The organism is Sphingobium sp. B8D3A (assembly GCF_025961995.1).
Taxonomy (GTDB): Bacteria; Pseudomonadota; Alphaproteobacteria; order Sphingomonadales; family Sphingomonadaceae; genus Sphingobium.
In genome coordinates this window covers 3392395-3415416 of record NZ_JAOQOS010000001.1, presented here as the reverse complement: position 1 = coordinate 3415416, position 23022 = coordinate 3392395, and the positions used below count along the sequence as shown (strand labels likewise).

The window sequence follows — 23022 nt, the reverse complement described above, 5'->3', positions numbered from 1 at the left end:
CAAGCGGAAAAGGGCGGGGCGGGCCGGCGCATCAGCCGGCCATCTTCATCGTGAGCGGCAAACCATTGGGATCGAGCAGGCGCAGCGTGCCGGGCGCGGAAGGGAGGATGACTGCCCCCATCTGCGCGAGCGCGGCGGCGACCTTGCCACTGTCGAAGCGGCGGCAACTCACCGTCCAGTCATCCACGGCCGGCTTTTCCCGGCCCACCGTCTGGCGGATGGCGATGGGGGTGTTCGCGGCGGCGAACCAGCGCTGGCCCGGCACCGGCGCGCGCATCTCCTTGAAGAAGAGCGACATGAACTTGCTCGTCGCAGCCAGATCGCTGACGCGCAGCAGGATGCTTTCCATCTTGAGCGGGGTGACGAGGGGCGCGCCCTCCACGATGTTTCCGGCCGGCACCGTCGTGCTGGCGAGGCCGGCCGGTTCTTCCAGCAATTGCAGGCCAATGTGATCGGGATCGTAGACGATGCCGCGCATCGCCGGGGCCAGCCCTTCACGCTCGAGGCGCGCATCCATCGCCTTGCGGTCGTATTTCTCGAGCAACACGCAATAATGGTCGATCGCCGGATCGGGCGCGGTGGCGCGCGATCCCAGAGCGATATAGCCCTTGCCCAGCACGACATAATAACGCAGCGGCGGATCGGCCTCCTTGTGGACCGCCGGATTGAACAAGCGGCCATAGAATTGCGCGGCCTTCGTCACGTCCGGCACCAGCATGCCGATATGTTCCAGACCCGTGGTGCGCAGCGGTAGTTCGTCACCGCGCAGGGCTTCCGCGGCCATCGCCACACCCGACGAGAGCGCCAGCGAAAGCAGCGAGCCGGCGGCGATCACGCTGCGCCGGTCGAATATGCCCGCGCCATCGCCCGAAAAGTCATCGCCGTTCATCACTTCTTTCTCCCAATCATGGCGGGCGGCTGCCGGCTGGTGTTCCAGGTCAACTGGCTGGGCGACACGCGCAGCCGATCTTTCTGGCTGCCCGCCGGCATCCGGAACTGCCGGCTGGTGACGACGCCGCGCAGGATCGTCTGGAAGCGATCGCCATTGCCGGCGCTGGTCCGAGCGATCCGGCGTACTTCCGGCATGTCGGCAAAGGTAAGTTCGCGGCCGATGGCGAAGGTCATCAGTTTCTCGATGAAGGTGTGGGTGAAGGCGTCCGAGCGGGCGAGGATGGCGTTGCGCAGATCGCGCGGGCCATTGATCTTGGTGCCGTCGGACATCACGCCGGAGGCATCGACCGGGAAGGCGCCGTCCCGCGTCCGCCACTGGCCGACCAGATCGTAATTCTCCAACGCCAGGCCGATGGGGTCCATCATATTATGGCAGGAGGCGCACACCTTGTTCTCGCGATGCACGGCAAGGCGCTGGCGCAGGCTCGTGGCCTCGGCATTCGCGTCGAGATTGGTCTCCACGCCCGGCGGCGGCGGCGGCGGCTTCACGCCGAGGATGTTCTCCAGCACCCACGCACCGCGAATGACCGGCGAGGTTCTGTTGGCGACGGAGGTGACGGTGAGGATCGCACCTTGCCCGAGCAGGCCACGGCGCACGCTGTCCTTGGGCAGGCTGACCTTGCGGAAATAGTCGCCGCGCACGCCGCTAATGCCATAATGCTGGGCCAGCCGCTCGTTGACGAACGTGTAGTCCGCATCGAGCAGATCGCGGATCGGGCGGTTCTGCAGCATCACATAGCGAACGAGGCCCTTGGTCTCATTCTCGAAAGCGACGCGCAGATTGTCATCGAACGCCGGGCTCTCGCGCTGGACCGAGCGCAATTCGCGCAGATGCAGCCACTGGGTCGCGAAATTGTCGACCAGCGCTTCCGCCCTCGGGTCCGCGAGCATGCGGTTGACCTGCTGGTCCAGCACGGCCGGGTCGCTGAGCTTGTTCTGCGCCGCCAGATCGAGCAATTGCTGGTCGGGGATGCTGCTCCACAGGAAGAAGGAGAGGCGCGAGGCGAGGTCGAGATCGCTGATCGCAAACTTGTCCTGCGCGACCGGCTGCTCGAACCGGTAAATGAAGCGGGGATCAACGAGAATGTAGGAGAGGCCCGCGCGGACACCGTCCTCGAACGTGCCTTGCGCCCGGCCCGCGTCATACATTTTCATGATGGCGTCCACCTCGCCGCCCATCGGCTTGAGCGGGCGGCGGAAGGCAAGGCTGCCGAGGCGCGTCAGGATCGCGCGGGCGCAGGGCTTTTCCTCCATCCAGCTTTTGGGGCGGCAGGAGAAGACCGTGGCGCGCGGCGCGCTGCGGCCCGGCCCCTGTGTCGTGAATGGCCCGTTGACCGCGACGTTGAGGACGAGGCCCTTGGTCAGATAATTGGCGTAGATGTCGTTCACGCCCGCGCCGGCGACCTCGTCGAGCAGCGCCGCCGTGATCGTGCGCCGCCCGGCGCCCAGCTTCACGCGGACCTTGTCGCCCTTGCCCAGCGCGACCCGGCGGCCATCGATGGTGAGGTTGACGGCCGGCATGGGGGCCGGCGCCCGGCGTCCGGCGATGAACCCGCCGGTGCTGGTGCGCACGCTGATCTCGTAGGTGCCGTCCACCGGGAAGAAATGGTTGACCCGCATCCCGCCCCGGGTGCCGAGCGGCAGTCCTTCCAGATGCTTGGTCTGCACGAGTTTGCCGGGCGCGTTGTAAACAGTCCGCGTCAGTTCGAGCGTTGAAGCGCCCGTGGCGATGCTGCTGATCTTGAGCCCGGCATTGAGATAGCCCTGAATGAGCGCCGGGGAGGTGGTCAGTACGCTGGAGATATTGTCGAACCCGCCGGTCGCGGCATCGGGCGGCAGGAAGTCCGCCGGATTGATTTCCAGCCCGATGAGATCGCGCACGGCATTGGCATATTCGGTTCTGTTCAGGCGGCGCAGGTTGGCCGAGGGGAGTGGCGCGGGCGTGGAATCGAGCCGATCGGTCAATTGGCCCAGAAAGGAGGCCAGTTCGCTCGCCTCGGGCCGAGGGCTGTTGAGCGGCGGCATGGCGCCCGCGCTCACCTTGCGCACCACCTTTTCCCAAATGGCCGCATTCTTGCCGGTATGGTCGAAGTCCATGCCCTCGAAGGAGAGGCCAGCCACGCGCTCCTCCGAATCATGGCAGGACATGCAGTATTTGCCGATCATCGGGTGCGGCGCATTCTCCGCCACGGCGGTCGGCTCGTCGCCCTGCACAGGGAAGGCAGCGCCGAGCGCGGCCAGATAAACTGCGCCCGCCGCAAGAATCACAGCAGCGCCCTGGCGTGATCCGCCGAACCGGGCTGCCTCTCCTGCCATCGCGCTCATTCTCTTGCGCGCCGTTTCAGAAATCCCCTTCATGAGTCTCGGTATACAAAATCAATTTTCTTTTGTCACGCGATGAAGGCAGGATTTCTAATATATGGAAGGAGGGCATGGCGGCGTTGAGCAGCGAACATGATTTCCGAAATCAACTCGTCGCGCAGTGCTGCTCAACCCTCCTCATTCGCGGTGCGCACGTAGAGGCGCGAGGCTTGCCAGAAGCAGGCACCGGCACAGAGCGGCGTGATCGCGATGAGCAGCAGGGAATAGCGGATGGCCGACTGGCCGAAGTCCGCCGCCAGCACATCGTTCAAAATGCCGACCGCCGTCGGGCCAATGATGTTGCCGACGAGGCCGCCGCCCAGCAGCAGCATCGCGATGGCCAGCGCGCGCTGGTCGGGCGCTACCACATTGACGACGGCGGCGTAGATCGGCCCCTGATGCAGCAGGGTGAAGAAGCTGGCGCCGGCAAAGCCCAGCACCCAGATCGCGGTCTCCTCGCCGAGCAGAAACAGCAGTTCCGCGGGGCCGATCGCCAGGCAGGCGAGCGCCGGAATGCCGACCCGCCAGCGCAACTGGCTCTTGCGCAGCCGATCGACCAGCAGGCCGCCCAGCAGAATGCCCGCCGCGCCGAGAAAACCGCGTGAGGGGCCGATGATCGTCGCCGCTTCCGCCATGGTCAGGCCGTGGACGCGCTGGAAAAAGGTCGGCGTCCAGGAGCCGGTCGCCCAGATGTTGGACCCCATGAACGTCATGCCGAGCAGCATCCAGGCATAGCAGCGGTTGGCAAGCAGCGCGCGCACGTCGGTTTTGATCGCGGCAATCGGCGAGCGGTTGTGCGCCGGCCGAGCAGCAGTGCGGGCCGGCTCGCGGACCGTGAGCCGAAAGACCAGCGCTGCCACGATGCCCGGCACGCCGGCGGCAATGAACATGGCGCGCCAGCCATAGGTTTCCGCGATCCAGCCGGCGACCGGGAACAGTACGATGTGCGAAATGGTCGCCGCGACGCCGTAGATCGCCAAGGCCAGCGGGCGTCTGGTGGGGTGAAACAGGTCGGCGATCATGGAATTGGCCGGCGCCGTGCTGCTGGCCTCTCCCGCGCCCAGGCAGAAGCGTGCGAAAGCAAGTTGCCAAATGTTGGTAACCCAGCCAGTCGCGAGTGTGACGGCGCTCCAGAAGGCGAGTCCGATGGAAATGATCGTACGGCGATTGAACCGGTCGGCCGCCCACGCGATGGGCAGGCCCATCAGCGAATAGATCACGATGAAAGCAACGCCCGAAACCAGCCCGAGCGCGGTGTCGGAAACGCCCATCTCCGCCTTGATCGCCGGCAAGGCGAGGCCGAGCAGGGACCGGTCCAGATAGTTGAAGATGGAGACGACCATCAGCATTGCGAATGGCCAGGTCGATTGCCAGGGCCAGGGCGCCCGCTGTTCCTTGGGCAGAGGGGATGGGCCGGCCGCGCTCTCCCGGCCGATGGGCAGCGGCTCAGTAATCGGGCGCACGGCGCTTGCCCTGTAATCGGCCAATATGTGTCACCCCGCCTCTCCCCATTGCGCACAGTGTGCAGCTCTGCCTGCCAGACAGGGACGGGGCCCCCATGGCGTCAATCCTCTCAATGGACATCGGGGCGCAATTCCGGAATGTGGAAGGGATGGGCGCGCCCTGTGCTGTCGGCAGCGCGGCCTGCGAAGCTGTTCGCGGCCCTCACCACGTCACGGACGAGATCGGCATCGCGCGCCGCGTGGAAGCGGGGCAGGGGCATGACGACGCCGAGCGAGCCGATCAGCCGTCCCGCGCCATCGAAAACCGGCGCTGCGACCCCGGCGAGGCCAAGCTCCTCATCCAGATTGCGCGCGACGCCCTTGTCGCGGATGCACCGCATCTGCTCGAGGAATTGGGCGCGCTTTGCCGGCGGTCTGCCCGCGATGGGGCTGCGGGTGATGGACCGGAAGATGGCCTCGCTCTCACCCGGTGGCAGGCTGGCGAGAATGGCTTGGCCGAGCGATCCCCAAGGCAATTCGATCTCGATGCCTTCTTCCAGCGCCGGGCAATGGTCGCAGGCGGCATTGGCCACAGCGGCGACCACGGCGCGGCGCCGAACCGGGGCATAGAGGCATAGCACGGCCGTCTCCGACCATTTGCGCACCAGCCCGGCAAGCAGCGGCCGCGCGCTGCGCACCGGATCGAATTGTGCCATCAGCTGTGAGGCCAGCCGCGTGAGTTCGCGCCCGGTGCGGTAGGTCTGGCCATCGCCGCGCTCGACGATGCCCTCGGTGAGCAGAGGGCGCAGCAGGCGGTGGACGGAACTGAGCGGCAGGCCCGACCGCTCCGCAAGCTCGCCGAGCGTGAACTGCTCGCTGCCCTCGATCACCAGCCTGAGGAGATAGATGACTCGCTCTGCCGAGCCGCGCGGGCTGGTCATTCCGCGTGCATCCAGGCGGCGCGCGAGGTTGGTGCGTGCGCCCGGTGCTGCGTAACCCATGGACATGAAAATGCCGCGCCGATCCGGCCCCGGCTTTGCGTGCCGCCCATCATTCCCCTCCATTGCGCGTGCTATTCGGATAGCACTGTCAATCAGCACCTGTCAGTTTTCCGAGTGACGGAAAAACGCAGTGCAACGTCATGATCCAGATACAAATCTGTTCGCAAATCCGTCAATGGAGTTCACAAAGTCAATTGAAAAGTCTCGGGGCAGACGGGGAGGGATCACATGCAATCGGGAGCAGCGGAGGATATTGTCGGCGGAATCGGGCGGCGTGCGTTCATCGCCTCGCTCGGTGGCGCGGCCGCTGTCGCGGCGATGAGCGCGGAGGCTAAGGCCGATGCGCTGGAACATGCGCTGGCGGATAATCTTGGTCCAGTGGGGCGCACCTTCCCCAGCGTCGCGCAGGTCGATGCGCAGATCCCCACGCGCCACTACCGGCGGGGTGTCGGCAATGTCTTCATCGCCGAGCAGGGGACTGTCGACGTGTTGGCGCCCATGCCGGAAAAGCCCAAGCTCGCCGATTTCATTCGCCTGCGCTTTCAGAGCACGTCCAACCACTGCCTGCAGAGCGCCACGCAGGCGCGCAAGCGCAACATGGATGAGGATATCGTCTTCGCCTGCCTCGTCCATGACCTGTCGATGGCGATGATGCGCGCGAATCACGGCTTCTGGAGCGCGCAGCTTTTCGAGCCTTATGTCTCCGAGAAGGTCGCCTTCGCCATCCGGCATCATGCCGCGCTGCGCTTCTTCCCGGACGCGGAGACGGGCTACACCTATCCCGATATCTACCGCGAGATGTTCGGCGAGGATTATGTCCCGCCGCCGCATGTGCAGCGCGAATTCGCGATGGTCCGCAAGCACCGCTGGTACATGGCGGCCCGCCTTGTGACCGTGAACGATCTCTACGCCTTCGATCCCAGTGCGCAGGTCTCGCTCGATCCGTTCGAGGATGTGATCGGCCGCCACTTCCGTCAGCCCGCGGAGGGCCTCGGATTCGATAGCAGCCCGAGCGCCCATATGTGGCGGACCTTGTTCAATCCGGATTCGCCGCTCTGAGCGCCCGATATCCCTACGCCTTTTCTTGACTGGTTGGAGGACCGTGGAATGATGAAAAGAACGAAGATCGCTCTGGCGACCGCATTGGTGGCCCTGCCGGCCATTCTGGTCGTGGCGCCGCTGGCCGCGCAGAATGATGCGCAACTGCCCGGGCAGAAGGATGTCAGCCGGGTCGCAGCCGGCACCTACAAGGCTGATGCGGGCCATACGCTCGTCGGCTGGCGCGCCAACCACTTCGGCTTCAACGACTATTTCGGCATTTTCGGGGACATCACCGGCACGCTGGAGATTGATCCGGCGAAGCTCTCCGCCGCGAAGGTGGATGTGTCCATTCCGGTCGCACGGGTGGTGACGGCCAGTGCCGGCCTCAACGGCCATTTGCTGCGCGCGGGCAAGGATGGCGGAAAACCTGACTTTTTCGGCCCCGATCCGGCGCCGGCCCGCTTCGTCTCCACCAGTGTGGTCGCGACGAGCGCCACGGCTGCAAAGATCACCGGCGACCTGACGCTCAACGGCGTGACCAAGCCGGTGGTGCTTGAGGCCGAGTTCACCGGGGCCGGCAAGCATCCGTATAACGGCAAGGCGACGCTCGGCTTCGAGGCGACGGCGGCGATCAAGCGGTCGGACTTCGGCATGACCTATGCGATCCCCATCGTGTCCGACGAGGTTAAACTGACGATCAGCGCGGCCTTCGAGAAGTAAGTCGCGCCAGCGCTCAGCGGCGGTTCAGCTTGCCGGCGCTAGTGCGGCGGCATGAACTCCGGGGACAAGCGTGGGGCGGCGGCAGCGCTGATGATCCGGCGTGCCAGTAATGGCGCGCCGTGACCGTAGCTCCGCACCTGCCGCCCTTGGACGATCCTCACCCTGCCACGCCTCGGGCCGCGCGCCGTCGCCGTCCGCTGCTCTGGGCAGCGCTGGCCGTGCCGCTGCTGGGTTGGGCCGGACTGGCCGCCGGTCTTGGCACCACGCTGCTGCGCGAGCCGATCGAGCGCCGGGCGAGCGCCGCGCTGGGCCGTGCCGTCGCGATTGAGGGCGATGTCCGCCTGCTGGTGACGCCTTTCTCCCTGCAACTGGCTGCGGACGATGTGCGCATCGCCAATGCCGGTTGGGCGCAGGCGCCCGATCTGCTCAATGTCCGCGCTCTGACGGCGCGCTTCTTCACATTCGATCTGCTGATCGGGCGCCCTGGCCCGCGTGCGCTCGGCTTGCGCGGCGGCACGCTCGATCTGGAGCGACAGGCAAGCACGGGCGCGGCCAACTGGAAGCTCGGCGGCAAGGATGGGCTGTTTGCCGTCGTAGGCGTGCAGCGGGTGGACGCGGACGATCTCGTGCTGCGTTACCGGGACGAGCGTGACGGGATCGAGAGCTGGCTCAAGCTGGTCGGCAGCGGTCCGGGCGCGGTGCGTTTCACCGGGCGGGCCAGCCTTGCCGGTGATGCCTTCCGTATGAGTGGCTCCAGCAACTCGGCCGAAGGGCAACCATTTCGATTTGCTGTGCGTGCGGGCGCGGAGACACTGGACCTGCGGCTGGAAGGGGAAAGCGACAGTCCCTTCCGGCTAGCCGGGGCGGACCTGCGCGTGACGGCGCGCGGTCCCGACCTTGCCGCGCTGGCGGCACTGGCGCGCATCGATCTTCCAGCCGCGCCCTCCTTTTCGCTGACGGCCCGGCTCGCGCAACGGCGTGGCGGCTGGCATTTCAGCCGCATCGCAGGGCAGCTTGGCGAGACCGATCTCAGCGGCAGCCTCACGCTCGATCAACGCGGCGCCCGTCCGCGCGTCGTCGCGTCTCTGGCGTCCGGGGCCCTGCATCTGGCGGACGGCATGGCTGTGCTGGGGCTGCGCACTGCGACGTCCCCATCCGATGGCGAAGGTCCTCAACCCGTCGCCTCATTGCTGCCGGATGCCACCCTGTCTTCCGAGGCGCTGCGCAGTTTCGATGCCGTGGTCGACTATAAGGCCGAGCAGATCGAGGGCATCGGGGACGCGGCCTCCGCGCTCAAGCCCGCGCATCTCGCCATGCGGCTCGCGCTTATCGATGGGCGGTTCATGCTGTCGCCGGCCAGCGTTGATCTGGCGGGCGGCTTCGTCTCATCGGATATCTACATCGATGCGCGATCCGCCCCGGCGCTTGCCCGCTACGATATTCGCCTCTCGCCGACGCCGATGGGGCCGCTGCTGGCCGGCTGGGGCCTCGCCCCGCGCGAGACGACTGCGCTGGCGCGCGGGCGCATCCAGCTGAGCGGGCGCGGCGAGACCCTGCGCGAGACGCTCGGTCATGCCGATGGCCGCATCGCCCTGGTGCTGCCGGCCGGGCGCGTGGGCATGGCGCGGGCAAGCGCCTCGGAGCTGGATATGACCAATCTGCGTGCTGCGATGTTCGGCACGCGCAGCGGCAACGGGGTGGATTCGGGGGGAGGCATGTTCTGGGGCCTCGGTCAGCGCCTCAGGATCGGCGGCGATAAGGCGGCGGTAGATGACGCGACCCACCTCAATTGCGGACTGATCGCCTTTTCGGTCCGCGACGGGCTGGCAACGGCAGACCCGATCCTGATCGATACCGATGGTCATGTCGTCACCGGGCGTGGCCAGTTCGATCTGCGCGGCGAGCGGCTCGATCTGCGCTTGCAGGCGCAGGGCAAGAGCCGCGAATGGTTCGGTCGCCCCGCGCCGATCCTGATCGGCGGCACGCTGGCCGCGCCGACCGTGCTGCGCGAGCCGGTCGATCTGTTCCGGCCGCAGCGCTTCTTCGGCTTTTCGATGATGCTGCCGGATGTGCGGGCCATCTTCGGCTTTGTCGATCCGGACGAGGCGCAGGCGCCGGCTTGCGGCACGCTACTGCGCGGCGGAGCGACGGCCGACGCGGCGGCGGCTGGCCCGGCGCCGAAGCCTGCGGAACTGGCCTTGCGCTAAGCGGGCGGGGCGGCTGCGGCGTGGCGCCGGTCCGCCAGCCAGAGCGACAGGCCGGTCAGGCCGTGCAACAGAACGATCATCGTGAGCAGGAAGAAGGTGGCGCTGACAAAGCGCGGGAGGAGCAAGAACTCGACCGCGCACAACAGGAACACCGCCATGGTCAGCAGCAGGTTGGCGATGGAGGATGCCCCGCGCCGCGTCGATCGCACCACCTCGACCAGCAGGAAGACGATGGTGAGCAGCAACAGCATGTCACCCCAGCTCAGCATCAGCACTACGCCTGAGAGCATGGGCAGCGTGAAAGCCTCGCCCCGCATCACGGCGGCCAGCGCCGGCTCGGTCTGATCCGGCTGCGGCGCGCCGGCGAACAGCGCCACCAGATTGTAGATCAGCACCGGAATCAGCAGCAACGGGAAGCTGTTGAGCAGGTCTACGGCCCGGCGATTGTTGCGGTCTTCCATGCGGTCTCTCCCTCAGGCTCGCCAGCATGGGACTTTTGCGGCACAAAGGCCAGAGCCGCCGGCACGGGACGCACGGGCGGAATGGAGAGGGGAGAGAGCATGAGGGTTTTCGCACGCATTCCGACCATCGCGGCGCTGTTGGTTGCCATGACCATGGTCACCAGCCCGGGGCATGCTCAGGTCGCTGCCTCGGCCGAGGCGCAGCAGGCGATGCTCGCCAGCCCGGACCCAAAGCTCGCCGCCAACAAGAAGCTCGTTTACGACATGTATCGCCATATTGTGCAGGGTGGCCATGCTGATCTGGTCGAGCGCTTCTTCACGCCGGACTATATCCAGCATAATCCCAATGTCGCCTCGGGCCGGGATGCGCTGGCGGCCTTCCTGCGCGGCTCGCGCCCCGCCCGCCCGATTTCGCCGACTATCACGCTGCCGATCATCAGAATCGTGGCGGAAGGCGATTATGTGCTGGTGATGAGCGAGCGCCCGATGAAGGACGAGGGCAAGCCCTATGTCACCAGCTGGTTCGATGTGTACCGGATCGAAAACGGCCTGATCGCCGAACATTGGGACCCGGCGCTTAAAAGCGCGGCGATGCTGAAGTTTGACCCGAATGAAATGGGGAAATGAAGGCGAAGTAACTGGCGGGGCTCAATCGCCCAGCATCTCCGCCAGCGCAGGGCTGATCCATTCACGGGTCGTCGCGCCGTCCTGGGCGAGCATGTGGACGGCCAGCCCTTCGCGGATCGCCAAGGCGGCGCCGGCGTGGAGCCCGAGCACGGTGAGCGCGCTGGCCCAGGCGTCGGCATTCATGGCACGGGCGTGGAGGACGCTGACCGAGGCAACGCCGTTCTCCACCCGCCGCCCGGTGCGCGGATCGAGCGTGTGGGCGCCGCGCACATAATTGCCGGATGTCGCCACGGCCAGTTGATGCAGGGCGATGCGGATCGGGCGGGCGCGCATGGACGGCGGAATTTCAAGGTCGACCCACCACGGGTCGCCATCCGGGCGCATCCCGCGGCCCACCAATTCGCCGCCCACCTCGACGAGGCAATGCGCCACGCCGCGCTCGGCCAGCAGGTCCGCCACGGCATCGACGGCATAGCCCTTGGCGATGCCGGAGAGGTCCAGCCACAGGCCGCCCGGCTGGCGCAACCGGCGGGTCGTTGGCTCGAACGCGAGGCGTCGCCAGCCCGATTGCGTCAGCGCCTGCGCAAGCGCTTCGTCCGTCGGCTCGCTTTGCATGGGGTTGGGGCCCAGCCCATAGAGATCCGTCAAGCGCCCGATGGCCGGATCGAACGCGCCATCGGTACGCTCGGCAAGAGCGAGGCCGGTCGCCATCACGGCGGCAAAGTCGGCGGACAAGGTGGTCCAGTGCCCAGCCGGCGCCGCGCCGAAGCGGCTGAGGGCGGAATCCGGCGCCCAATGGCTCATATCCGCCACGATGGCATCGAGCCGTGCCTGCACATCCTGCTTGAGCGCATCGGCATCCACGTTGCGCGGGGCGCAGAAGCGCGCCCGCCAGATGGTGCCCATGGTTTCACCGCCAATCTCCCGCACCGGCGCGCCCGGGTCGATCCCGGCGAGGGCGCCGGACTGGATCGGGGGCACGACGATGCGCGGGACGGCGCCGAGCACGCTCAGGGTGCCATCACTTCCAGCGTGGCGGTGTAGCTCATCCGCCGCGCGGTGACGCGCGGGGTCGCCGACTTGTCGTCGCTGAGCGCGGCATTGAGCCAGATCATGCCCGCCATCGGCCAGTTCACTATGGCCACGCCGTCGGCATCGGTCGTCACCTCGAACACGCCTTCATTGTCGCGATAACGCTTGCCGCCCGGCACCAGCGTGACCTTGAGGCCGGCCGCCGGTTGACCATCGACCAGGAAGCGCAGCTTGGCCGGCTCGTCCTGCACCAGCTCCGCCGGGTGGGTGATCGGCACCATCTCCAGCCCCTTGCCCAGCGGCTTGATGGCGCTCGGCTCGCCCTTTGTGGCGAAGAACTCGTTGCGGCCGCTTGTTTCGGTCAGCTTGAGGTCGGTCGCATTGGCCGGAATCTCCGCGACGCTGCTCACCTGATTGGCGGGCGCCTGCGCGCCCGGTGCCGGCGGCGGTCCGCGCCGTCCACCCAAGCGCCACTCCACGCCATCGACCTTGAACGTGCCCATCACGCCCGATTGCGCGCTGCCGATCCGCCAGGTGCCCGGCTGGTCGAGCTGCACGTCGAACACGGAGCGATAGCGCCCCGTGGCGGCATTCTTGATCTGAGCTTCGCTGCCGTCCGGCCGCCAGGCCTTGACGGCTTCGAGCCGCATGGCGTTGTGATCGGCATAAAAGAGGTCGTTGGAGCTGGCCGCGTCCACCGTCACCCACGGGTCTTCGCCCGAGAAGATGGTGCCGGAGGGGAGCAGCCACTGGCGGTGAGCATTGGCAGGCATCGCCGTGGCGGCGATCAGCGCGGCGGCGGCAAGCAGAGCGGTCTTGATGCGCATGGGGTCGTGGCCTTTCGGGTCTTGGAAAGCTCAGCGAGCGGAAATGGTGATGGCGCCCAGTTCGGACTTGCCCGTGGCGGAGGCGCCCTTGGCGGGCACCTGCAGCGGAATGGAGACGATCTCGCGGCCGCCGGTTTCGCGCGCGGCTTCTACATAGAGCGTATATTGGCCCGGCTTGAGCGTGGCGGGCAGGGCGATCTTGTGGGTGCCCGGTGCGCGGGTGGCGCTGCTTACGCCATCGGCGGGCAGCTTGAGGCTGCGGCCGCCCTTGCGCCACCAGGTGCGCAGATCGGAGAGCCACTTCGTGCCAGGCTCGCGGCCCTGCAGCTTGACGTCATACCAGACAAAGATGGTCTGCGCCGCGCCGCCGCCGGTCGGCTCGACCCATGCCGCGACATAAGGCCGGTGATATTCGGCGACATTGAGGCGGGGAATGGTCACGCTGATCGTGCCGGCCGTGGCAGGCGTGGCGACGAGACCGGCAAGGACGAGGGAAGTCTTCTTCATGGGAGAGCGGGTCCTCAGTGAATGAACAGCAGGGCGATGACGAGCGGGATGAGCAGCCCCAGCCCGACCAGCGGCCAGGTGGAGGGGCGATGCCGGGCGTGAAGCTGGAGCAGCAGCAGGCCGGTGAGGGTGAAGACGATGCAGGCGACAGCAAAGATGTCGATGAACCAGCTCCACGTGCCGCCGGTGTTGCGGCCCTTGTGCAGATCGTTGAAGTAGGAAATCCAGCCGCGATCGGTGCGCTCGGCCGTCACGGCGCCGGTCGCGCGATCGATAGTGATCCACGCATCGCTGCCGGGGCCGGGCAGGGCGACATAGACCTCCTCATCCGACCATTCCGCCGCGCGCCCGGTTGCGTCGAGCGAGACCACCTGACGCAGATGGGCGGCGACCGGCGCGGGCAGCGGCGCATCTCCTGAAGCAGGCGCCGCCTCGATCTGGGCGAGCAGGGCGGACGGCAGGGTCGCGGTTCGCTCCTCGACCTTCGGCGCGGCACCGATGGAATCGGCGTGGTTGAGCGTGAGGCCGGTGATCGCGAACAGCATCATGCCGATTAGCGAGATCGCCGCGCTGATCCAGTGCCAGCTGTGCAATTGCTTGAGCCAGAAGGCGCGCGCCTTGCGCTTGCCCGGGGCCTTGTGCGTGGGCCGAGCGGCGCTGGAGGGAGATGCCGACACGGACGCCCCGCGCGCGATGGCTGCCGCGCCGCCGCTTGCCGCTACCGGCTCATCCGCCCGCTGCCTGTCCACCCGCTGTCCGTCCACATGCCCCCCGACGATGATTGGCGACGCGCAGCGATCAGCCTGCGCGAATCATATTCGAGCGCCTCCATTGCATATATTGAGAAGCATTCGCAAGACGAGATGGCGGTATGGGGCCGCTCGGCCGCGTCGAAAGAGCGGGCCGACCAGTGAGGGGCCTAGCCCTCAACCGGGGGCAGGCTGTAGCGGCCAGTAGGTCGCGTAGCGTTCGTGGCGGATCTGATAATAAGGGATCAGCCGCACGGGGCGTCCCTCCCGGTCGGCGATGATGAATTCCAGCGGGGCGGTGCCGGGGCGGAGCTGCGCCGCAATCGTCTCGGCATCGCCCACCAGTTGGGGCGGGGAGAAGGGCGTATCGTTATACTGGCCATAGAGGCGCTCGTTGACGACCACATCCGATCCCGGTGCCAGCCCCTCCGTCCCGAGTGCGCCAGCGAGCACGACCGGCCCATAAGTGAATGCCACGATTCCCGGCGCCGCCGGCGATTCCTCGACGCGGACCTGCATGTCGAGTTCGAGCGTCAGCATGTCGCCATCCCGCCAGTTGCGGTCCAGCTCCAGATAGCTGCCCGGCTTCGTCGATTGCGCCAGCGCGGCGCCGTTCAGGCTGACGCGCGCCGTCCGGCTCCAGCGCGGGTGGCGCAGGCGCAGGGTCGCGCGGGTGGGGCGGGCCAGAGACCAGCGCAGGGTGGTGGAGGGCTCCTCGGGGAAGCGCGTGGTCTGGGTCAGTACCGCGCCCTTCTCCCGCCAGCGCACCGATGAGGGGATGAACAGGTTGACGACCAGCGCCTCGGCATCATGAAAATAGATGGAGTCCCGATACTTCGCATGGTTCTCCATGCCGGATCCGGTGCAGCACCAGAAGGAATCGATCTGGGTGCAATAGAGCTTCATGTAGCCCGGCCGCGCGCCCTGAAAATAGGTGACGAGGCCGGTCTCCGGGTCCTGTGACGCCAGAATGCCATTGTAGAGCGCGCGCTCGTAAAAGTCGGCCAGCTCCACCTGCGGATCGTGCAGGAACAGCGCGCGGGTGAGCTTGAGCATATTATGCTGACCGCAGGTTTCAGAGCCCTTGGCCGAGAAGACATGTGCGGCGAAGTCTGCCGGCGGATAGAAGAACTCGGCATCGCCATGGCCGCCGGTCGCATAGGAGCGGGTGCGGGCGACCGTGCGCCAGAAGAAGGCTGCGGCATCGCCATAAGCCTTCTCGCCATTCACCTCATAGACGCGCTGGAAGCCGACGAACTTGGGCACTTGTGTGTTGGCGTGCATGCCATCCAGCAGGTCCCGCCCCTTGGCGGCCGGCTCCATCACCGCCTTCTGGGAGAAGCGCTCGGCGAGGGCGCGATAATCGGCCTTGCCGGTCAGCACATAGAGATCGGCGAGCACCTCGTTCATGCCACCATGCTCGGTAGCAAGCATCGCCTCGAAGGCGGCGGCGCCGAGCGGCCGGGTGGCGACCACCGCCCAATCGGCCATGCGCAGCAGCACGAGACGGGCGGTGTCGCTGCCGGCAAGCTGCCAGGCATCGCGCAGTCCGGCGAAAATCTTGTGCAGCGTATACCAGGGGACGCCGGTGATCGGCTCGCCCCGGATATGCGCGGCGACGAGCGCGGCGCCTTCAGGAAAGGCGCAGACCAGCCCCACGCCGGATGCGCGCTGGCAGGCATCCAGCTCGTTAGCGATATAATCGATGCGCTGCTTGAATCGCCCATCGCCGGTGGACCGGAACATCAGTGCGCAGGCGGAGAGATAATGGCCGAGCGTGTGGCCGTGGCAGTGGATGTCAGCCCAGGTCGCCTCGGATTCCCAACCGCCATAGACCGGTGCCTTGGGAGCGAGCCCGGCATTTGTGCGGAAATTGGCCAGCATCCGGTCCGGCTCGAGCGAAAGCAGATAGGCTTCCGTGCCCCGTTGCGCGGCGAGAAACGGACTTTCCAGTAGCGTCACATCGGCCATGTCGAAGGGCTGAAGGCGCGGCGCTACGCTGAGCGCGCCCCTGGGCTGAGCTGACGGCAAAACCGCACGCGCGGTCACTCCGCTCCCCAGCGTCACCAGCGTGGCCGAGGCGACCGAAGCCAACAACTCACGGCGAGACGCCGACACGCCCCTTGCATGCATATGACAGGACATAGCCGCCATCTAATCCTCCCCAGTCGCGTTCAACTTCGCGTTTTGATAACGCTACCATAAACGAGGCGGGCGGGAAGGCAATTCTTTCGATCGGATGGCGATCATCCGCCACTATCGGCGAGGCCATCAACGCAGATGGTTTGGCCCGCGCGCCTGTCGCGGGCCATCAGGGCTCAGTCCTGCTTGGCGTCTTCGAACCAGGCCTCGACCGGGCCGGAGAGCTTGATGGTCAGCGGCTGGCCATGGCGGTCGCGGGTCTTGCCGGCGGCGACGCGGATCCAGCCTTCGGAGATGCAATATTCTTCCACATCGGTGCGCACCCGGTCCTTGAAGCGGATGCCGATGCCACGCTGCAGCGTCTCCATGTCGAAATGCGGGCTGCGCGGATTGGTGGAGAGGCGGTCGGGCGGCGTCTCGCTCTGCGGTGCGGCGGGCGTGTCGGATGCGGGAGTATCAACCATGGCTCGTCCTTGCCGAAGAGCTTTCGGCCAGTCAACGCTTCTCAGGAGCGCGCATGGGGCAGTCCGCGAGGGCGACCGGGCCGGAGGCTGTCCGGCCCGGTCGTGCGGGTGGCATGATCAGCGGCAGATGCGCACGCGATACCGCTCGCCGCGCCAGCGATCCCAGCGGGTTTCGGTCCAGCAGCGGCGACGGTCGTTATAGCCGTAGCCGCTACGATAGCCGCGGTCGTGACGTCGCCAGTCCCGGCGGTCGCTGCGATAAGACCGTTCGCGATAATGGCGGTCGCGGCGGACGTCGCGGTAGCCATCACGATAGGCACCACGATCATAATCCCGATAGCTGATCGACAGGCTGCTCTGGGCCTGAGCCGGTGTCGCGGCGAGCGGCATGAGGCCGAATGTGGCCGCAACGGCGAAGGCGACCGAAGCGAGGCGGGGGGTAAGAGGCATTTTCATTCTCCTATGTCCAATGTCGGCGTTGCGCGCGGCCTTCGCTCGTCCGATCCATCCTTTCTGCCAGACCGGCCTGAACGCCCGCGAAACAGGCCGTTCATCTGCCCATGGGGCGTGCCCTGGATGCGGTGATATGTGGAAGGATGGTCGCGAAGGGCGTGGGACGCGTAAGGCGTTAAAAGCGGGTTCAGCCGCGACGACCTAGAGGTCTGCTCTATGCCCTGTTTCTCCTTTCCCTCCCTGCTGGTCGTTCCGCTTGCTGCGGTGGGGCTTCTGATTCCCGCATCCGGTTTCACGGTTCCCGCGCGGGCTCAGGACGCCGCCCGCCAGGTCGTACCGGCATTTGACGAGGCCGGCCGGCGCTTGCTGACCGATCTGCAGGGTGCCGGGCAATTGTTCGCGGCGCAGGCGCTGGCGAGCTGGATCACCGCCTCGCGCAACGATGCGGTGGCAGCGGGTGTCGAGCCGATCCCGCCCGCCATTCGCGCCCGGCTGCGCGGCCATATGCCGGACGCCCTGCTGGACCGCGTGCGCTATCGCGTTGGCCAAGGTCACGAGTTCAGCCTGCAGACCAATACCTTCAACCGCAGCAACGCCGCGGCGATCACGCTGGACGATGTGGTGCTCTTCCGCTCCGCCGAGGATGCCGCCTCGGATGTCGGCCTCTGGGCGCATGAGCTGCATCATGTGCACCAGTATCGCCAATGGGGCGTCCAGGGCTTCGCCCAGCGCTACACGCGCGATTATCAGGGTGTCGAGGCGGAGGCCCATGCCGAGGCGGACCGGGTGGTCGCCGCGATGCGAACGACTGGGACAGCAACGCCCACGCCTGCGCGCTAGGTTGCAGGGACGAAGTGGCGCGGGTCAAATTCAACCTTCTCCCCTTGAGGGAGGAGGATACGGCGCCTTGTCGCCATCTGGCGGTTAGGCGGAGTTGGATGAGGGGTGGCGGATCTTTGATCCGCGCGATCCTTTGGATCGCTTACCCCTCTCCCAGCTTCGACTAAGGCCGCAGGCTGCCAAGTCTGCGCAACCCTCTCCCTCAAGGGGAGAGGGTTGGGAGCTTGTCCCTCGCGCGCAACGCCCTTGAGCGGGACTGGGAATGGGGTCGTTCGGCGCACGCCGCCTCTTCCCCAAAAGAAAAGGGCGCTCGTCCGGCTGGACAAGCGCCCCTTGGATCAGGCGGCCTTGGACCGCGAAGCGCGCTTGCGCTCGTTCGGGTCGAGGTAGCGCTTGCGCAGGCGGATGGTCTTGGGTGTCACCTCGACCAGCTCGTCATCGTCGATATAGGCGATGGCCTGCTCCAGCGTCAGCTTCCACGGCGGGGTCAGGCGGACGGCGTCGTCCTTGCCGCTGGCGCGGAAGTTGGTGAGCGCCTTGGACTTCATCGGGTTGACCTCAAGGTCTTCCGGCTTGGCATTCTCGCCGATGATCATGCCTTCGTAGAGCGCCTCGCCCACGCCGACCATCAGCACGCCGCGCTCCTCAAGGGGCCCGAGCGCATAGGCATTGGCCTCGCCGGCGCCGTTGGAGATCAGCACGCCGTTCTTGCGGCCTTCGATCTTGCCCTTGTGGGGACCGTATTTCTCGAACAGCCGGTTCATGATGCCGGTTCCGCGCGTATCGGAGAGGAACTCGCCATGATAGCCGATGAGGCCGCGCGAGGGTGCCGAGAAGGTGATGCGGGTCTTGCCGCCACCCGAAGGCCGCATGTCGGTCATCTCAGCCTTGCGCTGGTTCATCTTGTCGACCACCGTGCCCGAGAATTCATCGTCCACGTCGATGACGACCGTCTCATAAGGTTCGGTGCGGTTGCCGTTTTCATCCTCGCCGAACAGCACGCGCGGGCGCGAAATGCCGAGCTCGAAGCCTTCACGGCGCATCGTCTCGATGAGCACGCCGAGCTGAAGCTCGCCGCGACCGGCGACCTCGAAGCTGTCCTTGTCCGCGCTCTCGGTGATCTTGATCGCGACATTGCTCTCGGCTTCGCGGAACAGGCGGTCGCGGATCATGCGGCTGGTCACCTTGTCGCCTTCACGGCCCGCCATCGGCGAATCGTTCACCGCAAAGCGCATGGAAAGCGTCGGCGGATCGATGGGCTGTGCCTTGATCGGCTCGGAGACCGAGGTGTCGGCAATGGTGTTGGCCACGGTGGCGACGGTCAGGCCGGCGAGGCTGATGATGTCGCCGGCGCGCGCTTCATCGACCGGCACGCGGTCGAGGCCCTGGAACGTCATGATCTTAGAGGCGCGGCCGGTCTCGATGACCTTACCGTCCATGTCCAGCGCATGGATGGGCTGATTGATCTTCACGGTGCCGGAGGTCACGCGGCCGGTGAGGATACGACCGAGGAAGTTGTCGCGGTCCAGCAGCGTCACGAGGAAGGTGAACGGCGCGTCGATGTCCAGCGCCGGCGGCGGCACATGGTTGACGATCGTCTCGAACAGCGGCGTCAGCGTGCCTTCGCGCTTGGTCGGGTCGGTGCTGGCATAGCCGTTGCGGCCGGAGGCATAGAGCACGGGGAAGTCGAGCTGCTCGTCGGTCGCGTCGAGGCTCACGAACAGATCGAACACCTCGTCCAGCACTTCCTGGATGCGCTGATCGGGCCGGTCGACCTTGTTGACGACCACGATGGGACGCAGGCCGAGGGCCAGCGCCTTGCCGGTCACGAACTTGGTCTGCGGCATCGCGCCTTCGGAGCTGTCCACCAGCAGCACCACGCCATCGACCATCGAGAGGATGCGCTCCACCTCGCCGCCGAAGTCGGCGTGGCCGGGCGTGTCGACGATGTTGATGCGCGTGCCCTCCCATTCGATGGAGGTAGGCTTGGCGAGAATCGTGATCCCGCGCTCCTTCTCCAGATCGTTGGAGTCCATCGCCCGCTCATCGACGCGCTGATTGTCTCGAAAAGTGCCGGACTGGCGGAAAAGCTGGTCGACGAGGGTGGTCTTGCCATGATCGACGTGCGCGATGATGGCAACGTTCCGCAGAGCGTTGGGACGGGGGCTCATGATAATCTCTCTGGGCTTGTGGACGGCCGACACGGGTCATCCGGCCGGAATTTCTCGCGGCCCTTAGCGGAAAGCGGCGCTCGGCGCAACGGCCAGCAACGCGGATGGTCCGCGGCCTCGTCATAGTCGGTGCGGCCAGCCTAAGTGCTTGAAGGCAATGACCATCGTTGCGCATGGCCGTCAAGCCATTAAAGTCCTTGCGACGAAGCGATGGTTGCGGCGTCGTGCGATGCCTTTCTGGCAGAGACGCTGCAACATTCGCGTTCCGCACCATAGGATTTCGCCTCAACAGGAGCTGCCATACAGGATGCCGCATTACACGCCGCTCATCGCCACGGTGGTCGCCGGCCTCGTCGCTGCCTTTTTCATGGGCGCGCTGGCGATGCGGCTGCGGGTCTCGCCCATTGCCGGCTATCTCGTCGCCGGTGTGATGGTGGGACCGTTCACGCCGGGCTTTGTCGCCGATCCCAACCTCGCCAATGAACTTGCCGAAATCGGCGTGATCCTCCTGATGTTCGGGGTCGGCCTTCATTTTTCGGTGAAGGATCTGATGGCGGTGCGGCGCATCGCCGTGCCCGGCGCGGTGGTGCAGATCGCCACCGCCACCGTGCTCGGCATGGCGCTCGCCTGGCTGATGGGCTGGGGCCTGCTCTCGGGGTTCATCTTTGGCCTGGCTTTGTCGGTCGCCAGTACCGTCGTGCTGCTGCGCGCCCTGCAGGTGCGCGATCTGGTCGAGACGGAGCGCGGACGCATCGCCGTCGGGTGGCTGATCGTCGAGGATCTGGTGATGGTCCTGGCGCTGGTGTTGCTGCCGGTGCTGGCCGGCATCGCACTCGATCCGCAGAGCGAGGGTCTCTCGGCCATCGGTTGGCCGGTTCTGGTCACGATCCTCAAGGTGAGCGGCTTTGTCGCGCTGATGCTGCTGGTCGGGCGGCGGATCATTCCATGGGCGCTGCACTGGGTGGTGCATACCGGCTCGCGCGAGCTGTTCCGCCTTGCCGTGCTGGCCATCGCGCTGGGCGTGGCCGCCGGATCGGCCTTCATCTTCGATGTGTCCTTCGCGCTCGGCGCCTTCTTTGCGGGCATGATACTGGGCGAAACCCCGCTCAGCCGGCGCGCGGCGGAGGAGACGCTGCCGCTGCGCGATGCGTTTGCGGTGCTGTTCTTCGTCTCGGTTGGGATGCTGTTCGATCCGATGGTCATCCTTCGCCAGCCCTTGCCGCTGCTCGCCACGGTGCTGATCATTACGATCGGCAAATCGCTCGCCGCTTATGCCATCGTCCGCGTTTCCGGCTATCCGCGCGAGACGGCGATGACGGTTGCCGCCAGCTTGGCGCAGATCGGCGAATTCTCGTTCATTCTTGTCACGCTGGGTTTTGGGCTCGGCGTCCTTCCGTCCGAGGCGCGCGATCTGATTCTGGCCGGCGCGATCATCTCGATCTTCCTGCACCCCTTCCTGTTCTCCTACATCACCCATCGCGCGAGCGAGGCGGCCAAGGTCGATGCGCCGCCGGTCGCCGCGCCGTCCGCCACGCTCGTGCATGTCGTGCTGGTCGGTTATGGCCGAGTGGGCCGGCTGATCGCCAACGCCCTGCGCGAGCGGAACAAGCCGCTGGTGGTCATCGAGAGCAATGCCGAACTGACCGATGCCGCGCGGCGCGACGGTCATGAGGCCGTGACCGGCAACGCGCTGGACCGGCGGGTGCTGGAGGCGGCCGGCATCGACCGCGCGACCAGCCTGCTCATCGCCATTCCCGAAGGGTTCGATGCCGGCGCCATCGCCCAGAAGGCGCGGGCGCTGCGCCCCGGGATCGGCATCGTCGCGCGGGCCCATTCGGACGGCGAGGTGGAGCATCTGATCAAGCTGGGGATCGGTGACGTGGTGATGGGCGAGCGCGAACTGGCGGCGCGGATGCTGGAGCTTGCGCTGCGCGGAAACATGGAAGCGCAAAGCATTTGATGTCGCGCGCATCACCGCTCGACAGAGGGACGGGACATTGTCATCTATTGAGCAAGCGGCCTGCCGGACAGTCATGACGGCAGGGGCCGCATCATGGGTCGGGAGACAAAGGCATGGGTGCCGATAACAGCGGGGTGGGGATCCAGCAAAACTGCTGAAGGCTGGGCAGGCGACATGGGGCGCAACTGGCTCGCCAATCTGGATCGGCTTGAGGGGATGATCGACCCGATCGGCGCGTTGGCGCTGGCTCGGGCGGACTTCCAGCCGGGCGAGCGCGTGATCGATGTCGGTTGCGGCGGTGGTGGCACCAGCCTTGCGATTGCCCGGGCGGTGGCGCCGGAGGGGCATGTCACCGGCGTCGATATCTCGTCCGATCTCATCCTGTCCTGCGGTGCGCGTGCAACGCTCAGTGGCCTGCAGAATGTCAGCTTCGTCTGTGCAGACGCTGGCGCGGCGCCGATCAACGGCGCGCCGTTCGACCGGCTGTTTTCGCGCTTCGGATCGATGTTCTTTGCCGAGCCCAAGGGGGCGTTCCGCAATCTGCGCGGACAAGTCCGCGACGGCGGGCGTATCGATCTCGCGGTCTGGGCGGCGCCACCGGAAAATCCCTGGATGCAGCTGATGCAGCAGGCGCTGAAGGATCTGCTGCCGGCACCGGATGGGCGGCCGGACCCCAGAGCGCCCGGCCCGTTTGCGTTTGCCGATACGGCATGGCTGGGAGAGGTGCTCGCGCATGCCGGCTTCGCGGAGATGGATGTGGCGCCGTGCCTGCGGGACCTGCCGGTCGGGGGACCCGGCGCGAGCGCGCAGGATGCTGCGACCTTCGTGCTGTCGGCCATGCACATCGGCAATCAGGTCGCGCCTGACCGGATGCCCGAGGCGCAGGCTCGCCTCGCGGCGGCCTTTGCGCCGCATCATGTGGCGGGCCAGGGCGTCATGCTTGCCGGCAAGGCTTTGCTGGTGAGCGCCGTCGCCGCCTAGATCGGAACCGGCGCGCCTCGATTGGCCACGTCGCGCACAAAAAAAGAAGGGCCGGCGCAAGGCCGACCCTTCCCGTTTAGCGAAA

General features: G+C 66.5%; 20 protein-coding genes. 7 read left to right on the top strand and 13 right to left on the bottom strand.

The window, feature by feature from the left end; translation table 11 throughout:
- Positions 1-31: 31 nt before the first annotated feature.
- The 4 genes from M2342_RS15825 to M2342_RS15810 all read right to left on the bottom strand — a co-directional run bounded on the left by M2342_RS15825 (position 32) and on the right by M2342_RS15810 (position 5818).
- Entirely contained in the window at positions 32-889 is an 858-nt protein-coding gene (locus M2342_RS15825) for a VOC family protein (RefSeq protein ID WP_264579779.1), read from the bottom strand.
- Entirely contained in the window at positions 889-3267 is a 2379-nt protein-coding gene (locus tag M2342_RS15820; protein ID WP_264577330.1) for a DUF1592 domain-containing protein, read from the bottom strand. Before M2342_RS15820 ends, M2342_RS15825 begins: the two co-directional genes overlap by 1 nt.
- A gap of 173 nt (positions 3268-3440) precedes the next feature.
- Complete coding sequence (locus M2342_RS15815; RefSeq protein ID WP_264579778.1) at positions 3441-4775, bottom strand: spinster family MFS transporter; 1335 nt, start codon at positions 4773-4775, stop codon at positions 3441-3443.
- Positions 4776-4885: 110 nt separating this feature from the next.
- A complete protein-coding gene (locus M2342_RS15810; protein ID WP_264579777.1) occupies positions 4886-5818 on the bottom strand; it encodes an IclR family transcriptional regulator in 933 nt (310 codons plus the stop codon).
- Positions 5819-5983: 165 nt separating this feature from the next.
- On the opposite strand from M2342_RS15810, the gene M2342_RS15805 reads away from it, so the two are divergent.
- The 3 genes from M2342_RS15805 (at position 5984) to M2342_RS15795 (ending at position 9723) form a co-directional block, all read left to right on the top strand.
- The gene (locus M2342_RS15805; RefSeq protein WP_264571322.1) at positions 5984-6814 is read left to right on the top strand and encodes a hypothetical protein; all 831 of its coding nucleotides are present in this window, start codon (positions 5984-5986) and stop codon (positions 6812-6814) included.
- Positions 6815-6862: 48 nt separating this feature from the next.
- A complete protein-coding gene (locus M2342_RS15800) occupies positions 6863-7516 on the top strand; it encodes a YceI family protein (protein WP_264571321.1) in 654 nt (217 codons plus the stop codon).
- A gap of 119 nt (positions 7517-7635) precedes the next feature.
- Positions 7636-9723, top strand: a complete 2088-nt coding sequence (locus M2342_RS15795) for an AsmA family protein (RefSeq protein WP_264579776.1) — start codon at positions 7636-7638, stop codon at positions 9721-9723.
- Here the strand turns inward: M2342_RS15795 and M2342_RS15790 are convergent.
- Positions 9720-10184, bottom strand: a complete 465-nt coding sequence (locus M2342_RS15790; protein WP_264579775.1) for a hypothetical protein — start codon at positions 10182-10184, stop codon at positions 9720-9722. The genes M2342_RS15795 and M2342_RS15790 overlap by 4 nt on opposite strands.
- Positions 10185-10283: 99 nt before the next feature.
- Between M2342_RS15790 and M2342_RS15785 the strand changes: the two genes are divergently transcribed.
- Positions 10284-10811: a nuclear transport factor 2 family protein gene (locus M2342_RS15785; protein WP_264579774.1), complete on the top strand. Its 528-nt coding sequence runs from the start codon at positions 10284-10286 to the stop codon at positions 10809-10811.
- 21 nt (positions 10812-10832) lie between these two features.
- Here the strand turns inward: M2342_RS15785 and M2342_RS15780 are convergent, their stop codons facing one another.
- The 7 genes from M2342_RS15780 to M2342_RS15750 form a co-directional block, all read right to left on the bottom strand.
- Positions 10833-11717, bottom strand: a complete 885-nt coding sequence (locus tag M2342_RS15780) for an FAD:protein FMN transferase (RefSeq protein WP_264580063.1) — start codon at positions 11715-11717, stop codon at positions 10833-10835.
- A gap of 104 nt (positions 11718-11821) precedes the next feature.
- A complete protein-coding gene (locus M2342_RS15775) occupies positions 11822-12670 on the bottom strand; it encodes a DUF4198 domain-containing protein (protein WP_264579773.1) in 849 nt (282 codons plus the stop codon).
- Positions 12671-12700: 30 nt separating this feature from the next.
- Positions 12701-13177 carry a DUF2271 domain-containing protein gene (locus M2342_RS15770; protein ID WP_264579772.1) on the bottom strand — a complete coding sequence of 159 codons (477 nt, stop codon included), beginning with the start codon at positions 13175-13177 and terminating at the stop codon, positions 12701-12703.
- A 14-nt stretch (positions 13178-13191) separates the two neighbouring features.
- Positions 13192-13854, bottom strand: a complete 663-nt coding sequence (locus M2342_RS15765; RefSeq protein ID WP_264580062.1) for a PepSY-associated TM helix domain-containing protein — start codon at positions 13852-13854, stop codon at positions 13192-13194.
- Between the two features lie 249 nt (positions 13855-14103).
- Positions 14104-16044, bottom strand: coding sequence for a glycoside hydrolase family 127 protein (locus M2342_RS15760; RefSeq protein ID WP_319801098.1), 1941 nt, complete (start codon positions 16042-16044; stop codon positions 14104-14106).
- 200 nt (positions 16045-16244) lie between these two features.
- Positions 16245-16532 (bottom strand): DUF3297 family protein, encoded by a 288-nt coding sequence (locus M2342_RS15755; RefSeq protein ID WP_264573628.1) that lies wholly within the window; start codon positions 16530-16532, stop codon positions 16245-16247.
- Between the two features lie 117 nt (positions 16533-16649).
- Positions 16650-16982 carry a hypothetical protein gene (locus tag M2342_RS15750; RefSeq protein ID WP_264579771.1) on the bottom strand — a complete coding sequence of 111 codons (333 nt, stop codon included), beginning with the start codon at positions 16980-16982 and terminating at the stop codon, positions 16650-16652.
- 219 nt (positions 16983-17201) lie between these two features.
- Between M2342_RS15750 and M2342_RS15745 the strand changes: the two genes are divergently transcribed.
- Positions 17202-17825, top strand: a complete 624-nt coding sequence (locus M2342_RS15745; RefSeq protein WP_264579770.1) for a DUF4157 domain-containing protein — start codon at positions 17202-17204, stop codon at positions 17823-17825.
- Between the two features lie 338 nt (positions 17826-18163).
- Here the strand turns inward: M2342_RS15745 and typA are convergent, their stop codons facing one another.
- Positions 18164-19996: a translational GTPase TypA gene (gene typA, locus M2342_RS15740; protein WP_264579769.1), complete on the bottom strand. Its 1833-nt coding sequence runs from the start codon at positions 19994-19996 to the stop codon at positions 18164-18166.
- A gap of 307 nt (positions 19997-20303) precedes the next feature.
- On the opposite strand from typA, the gene ybaL reads away from it, so the two are divergent.
- Positions 20304-21956: a YbaL family putative K(+) efflux transporter gene (ybaL, locus tag M2342_RS15735; protein WP_264579768.1), complete on the top strand. Its 1653-nt coding sequence runs from the start codon at positions 20304-20306 to the stop codon at positions 21954-21956.
- Positions 21957-22130: 174 nt separating this feature from the next.
- Complete coding sequence (locus M2342_RS15730) at positions 22131-22937, top strand: class I SAM-dependent methyltransferase (RefSeq protein ID WP_264579767.1); 807 nt, start codon at positions 22131-22133, stop codon at positions 22935-22937.
- Positions 22938-23022 lie beyond the last annotated feature (85 nt).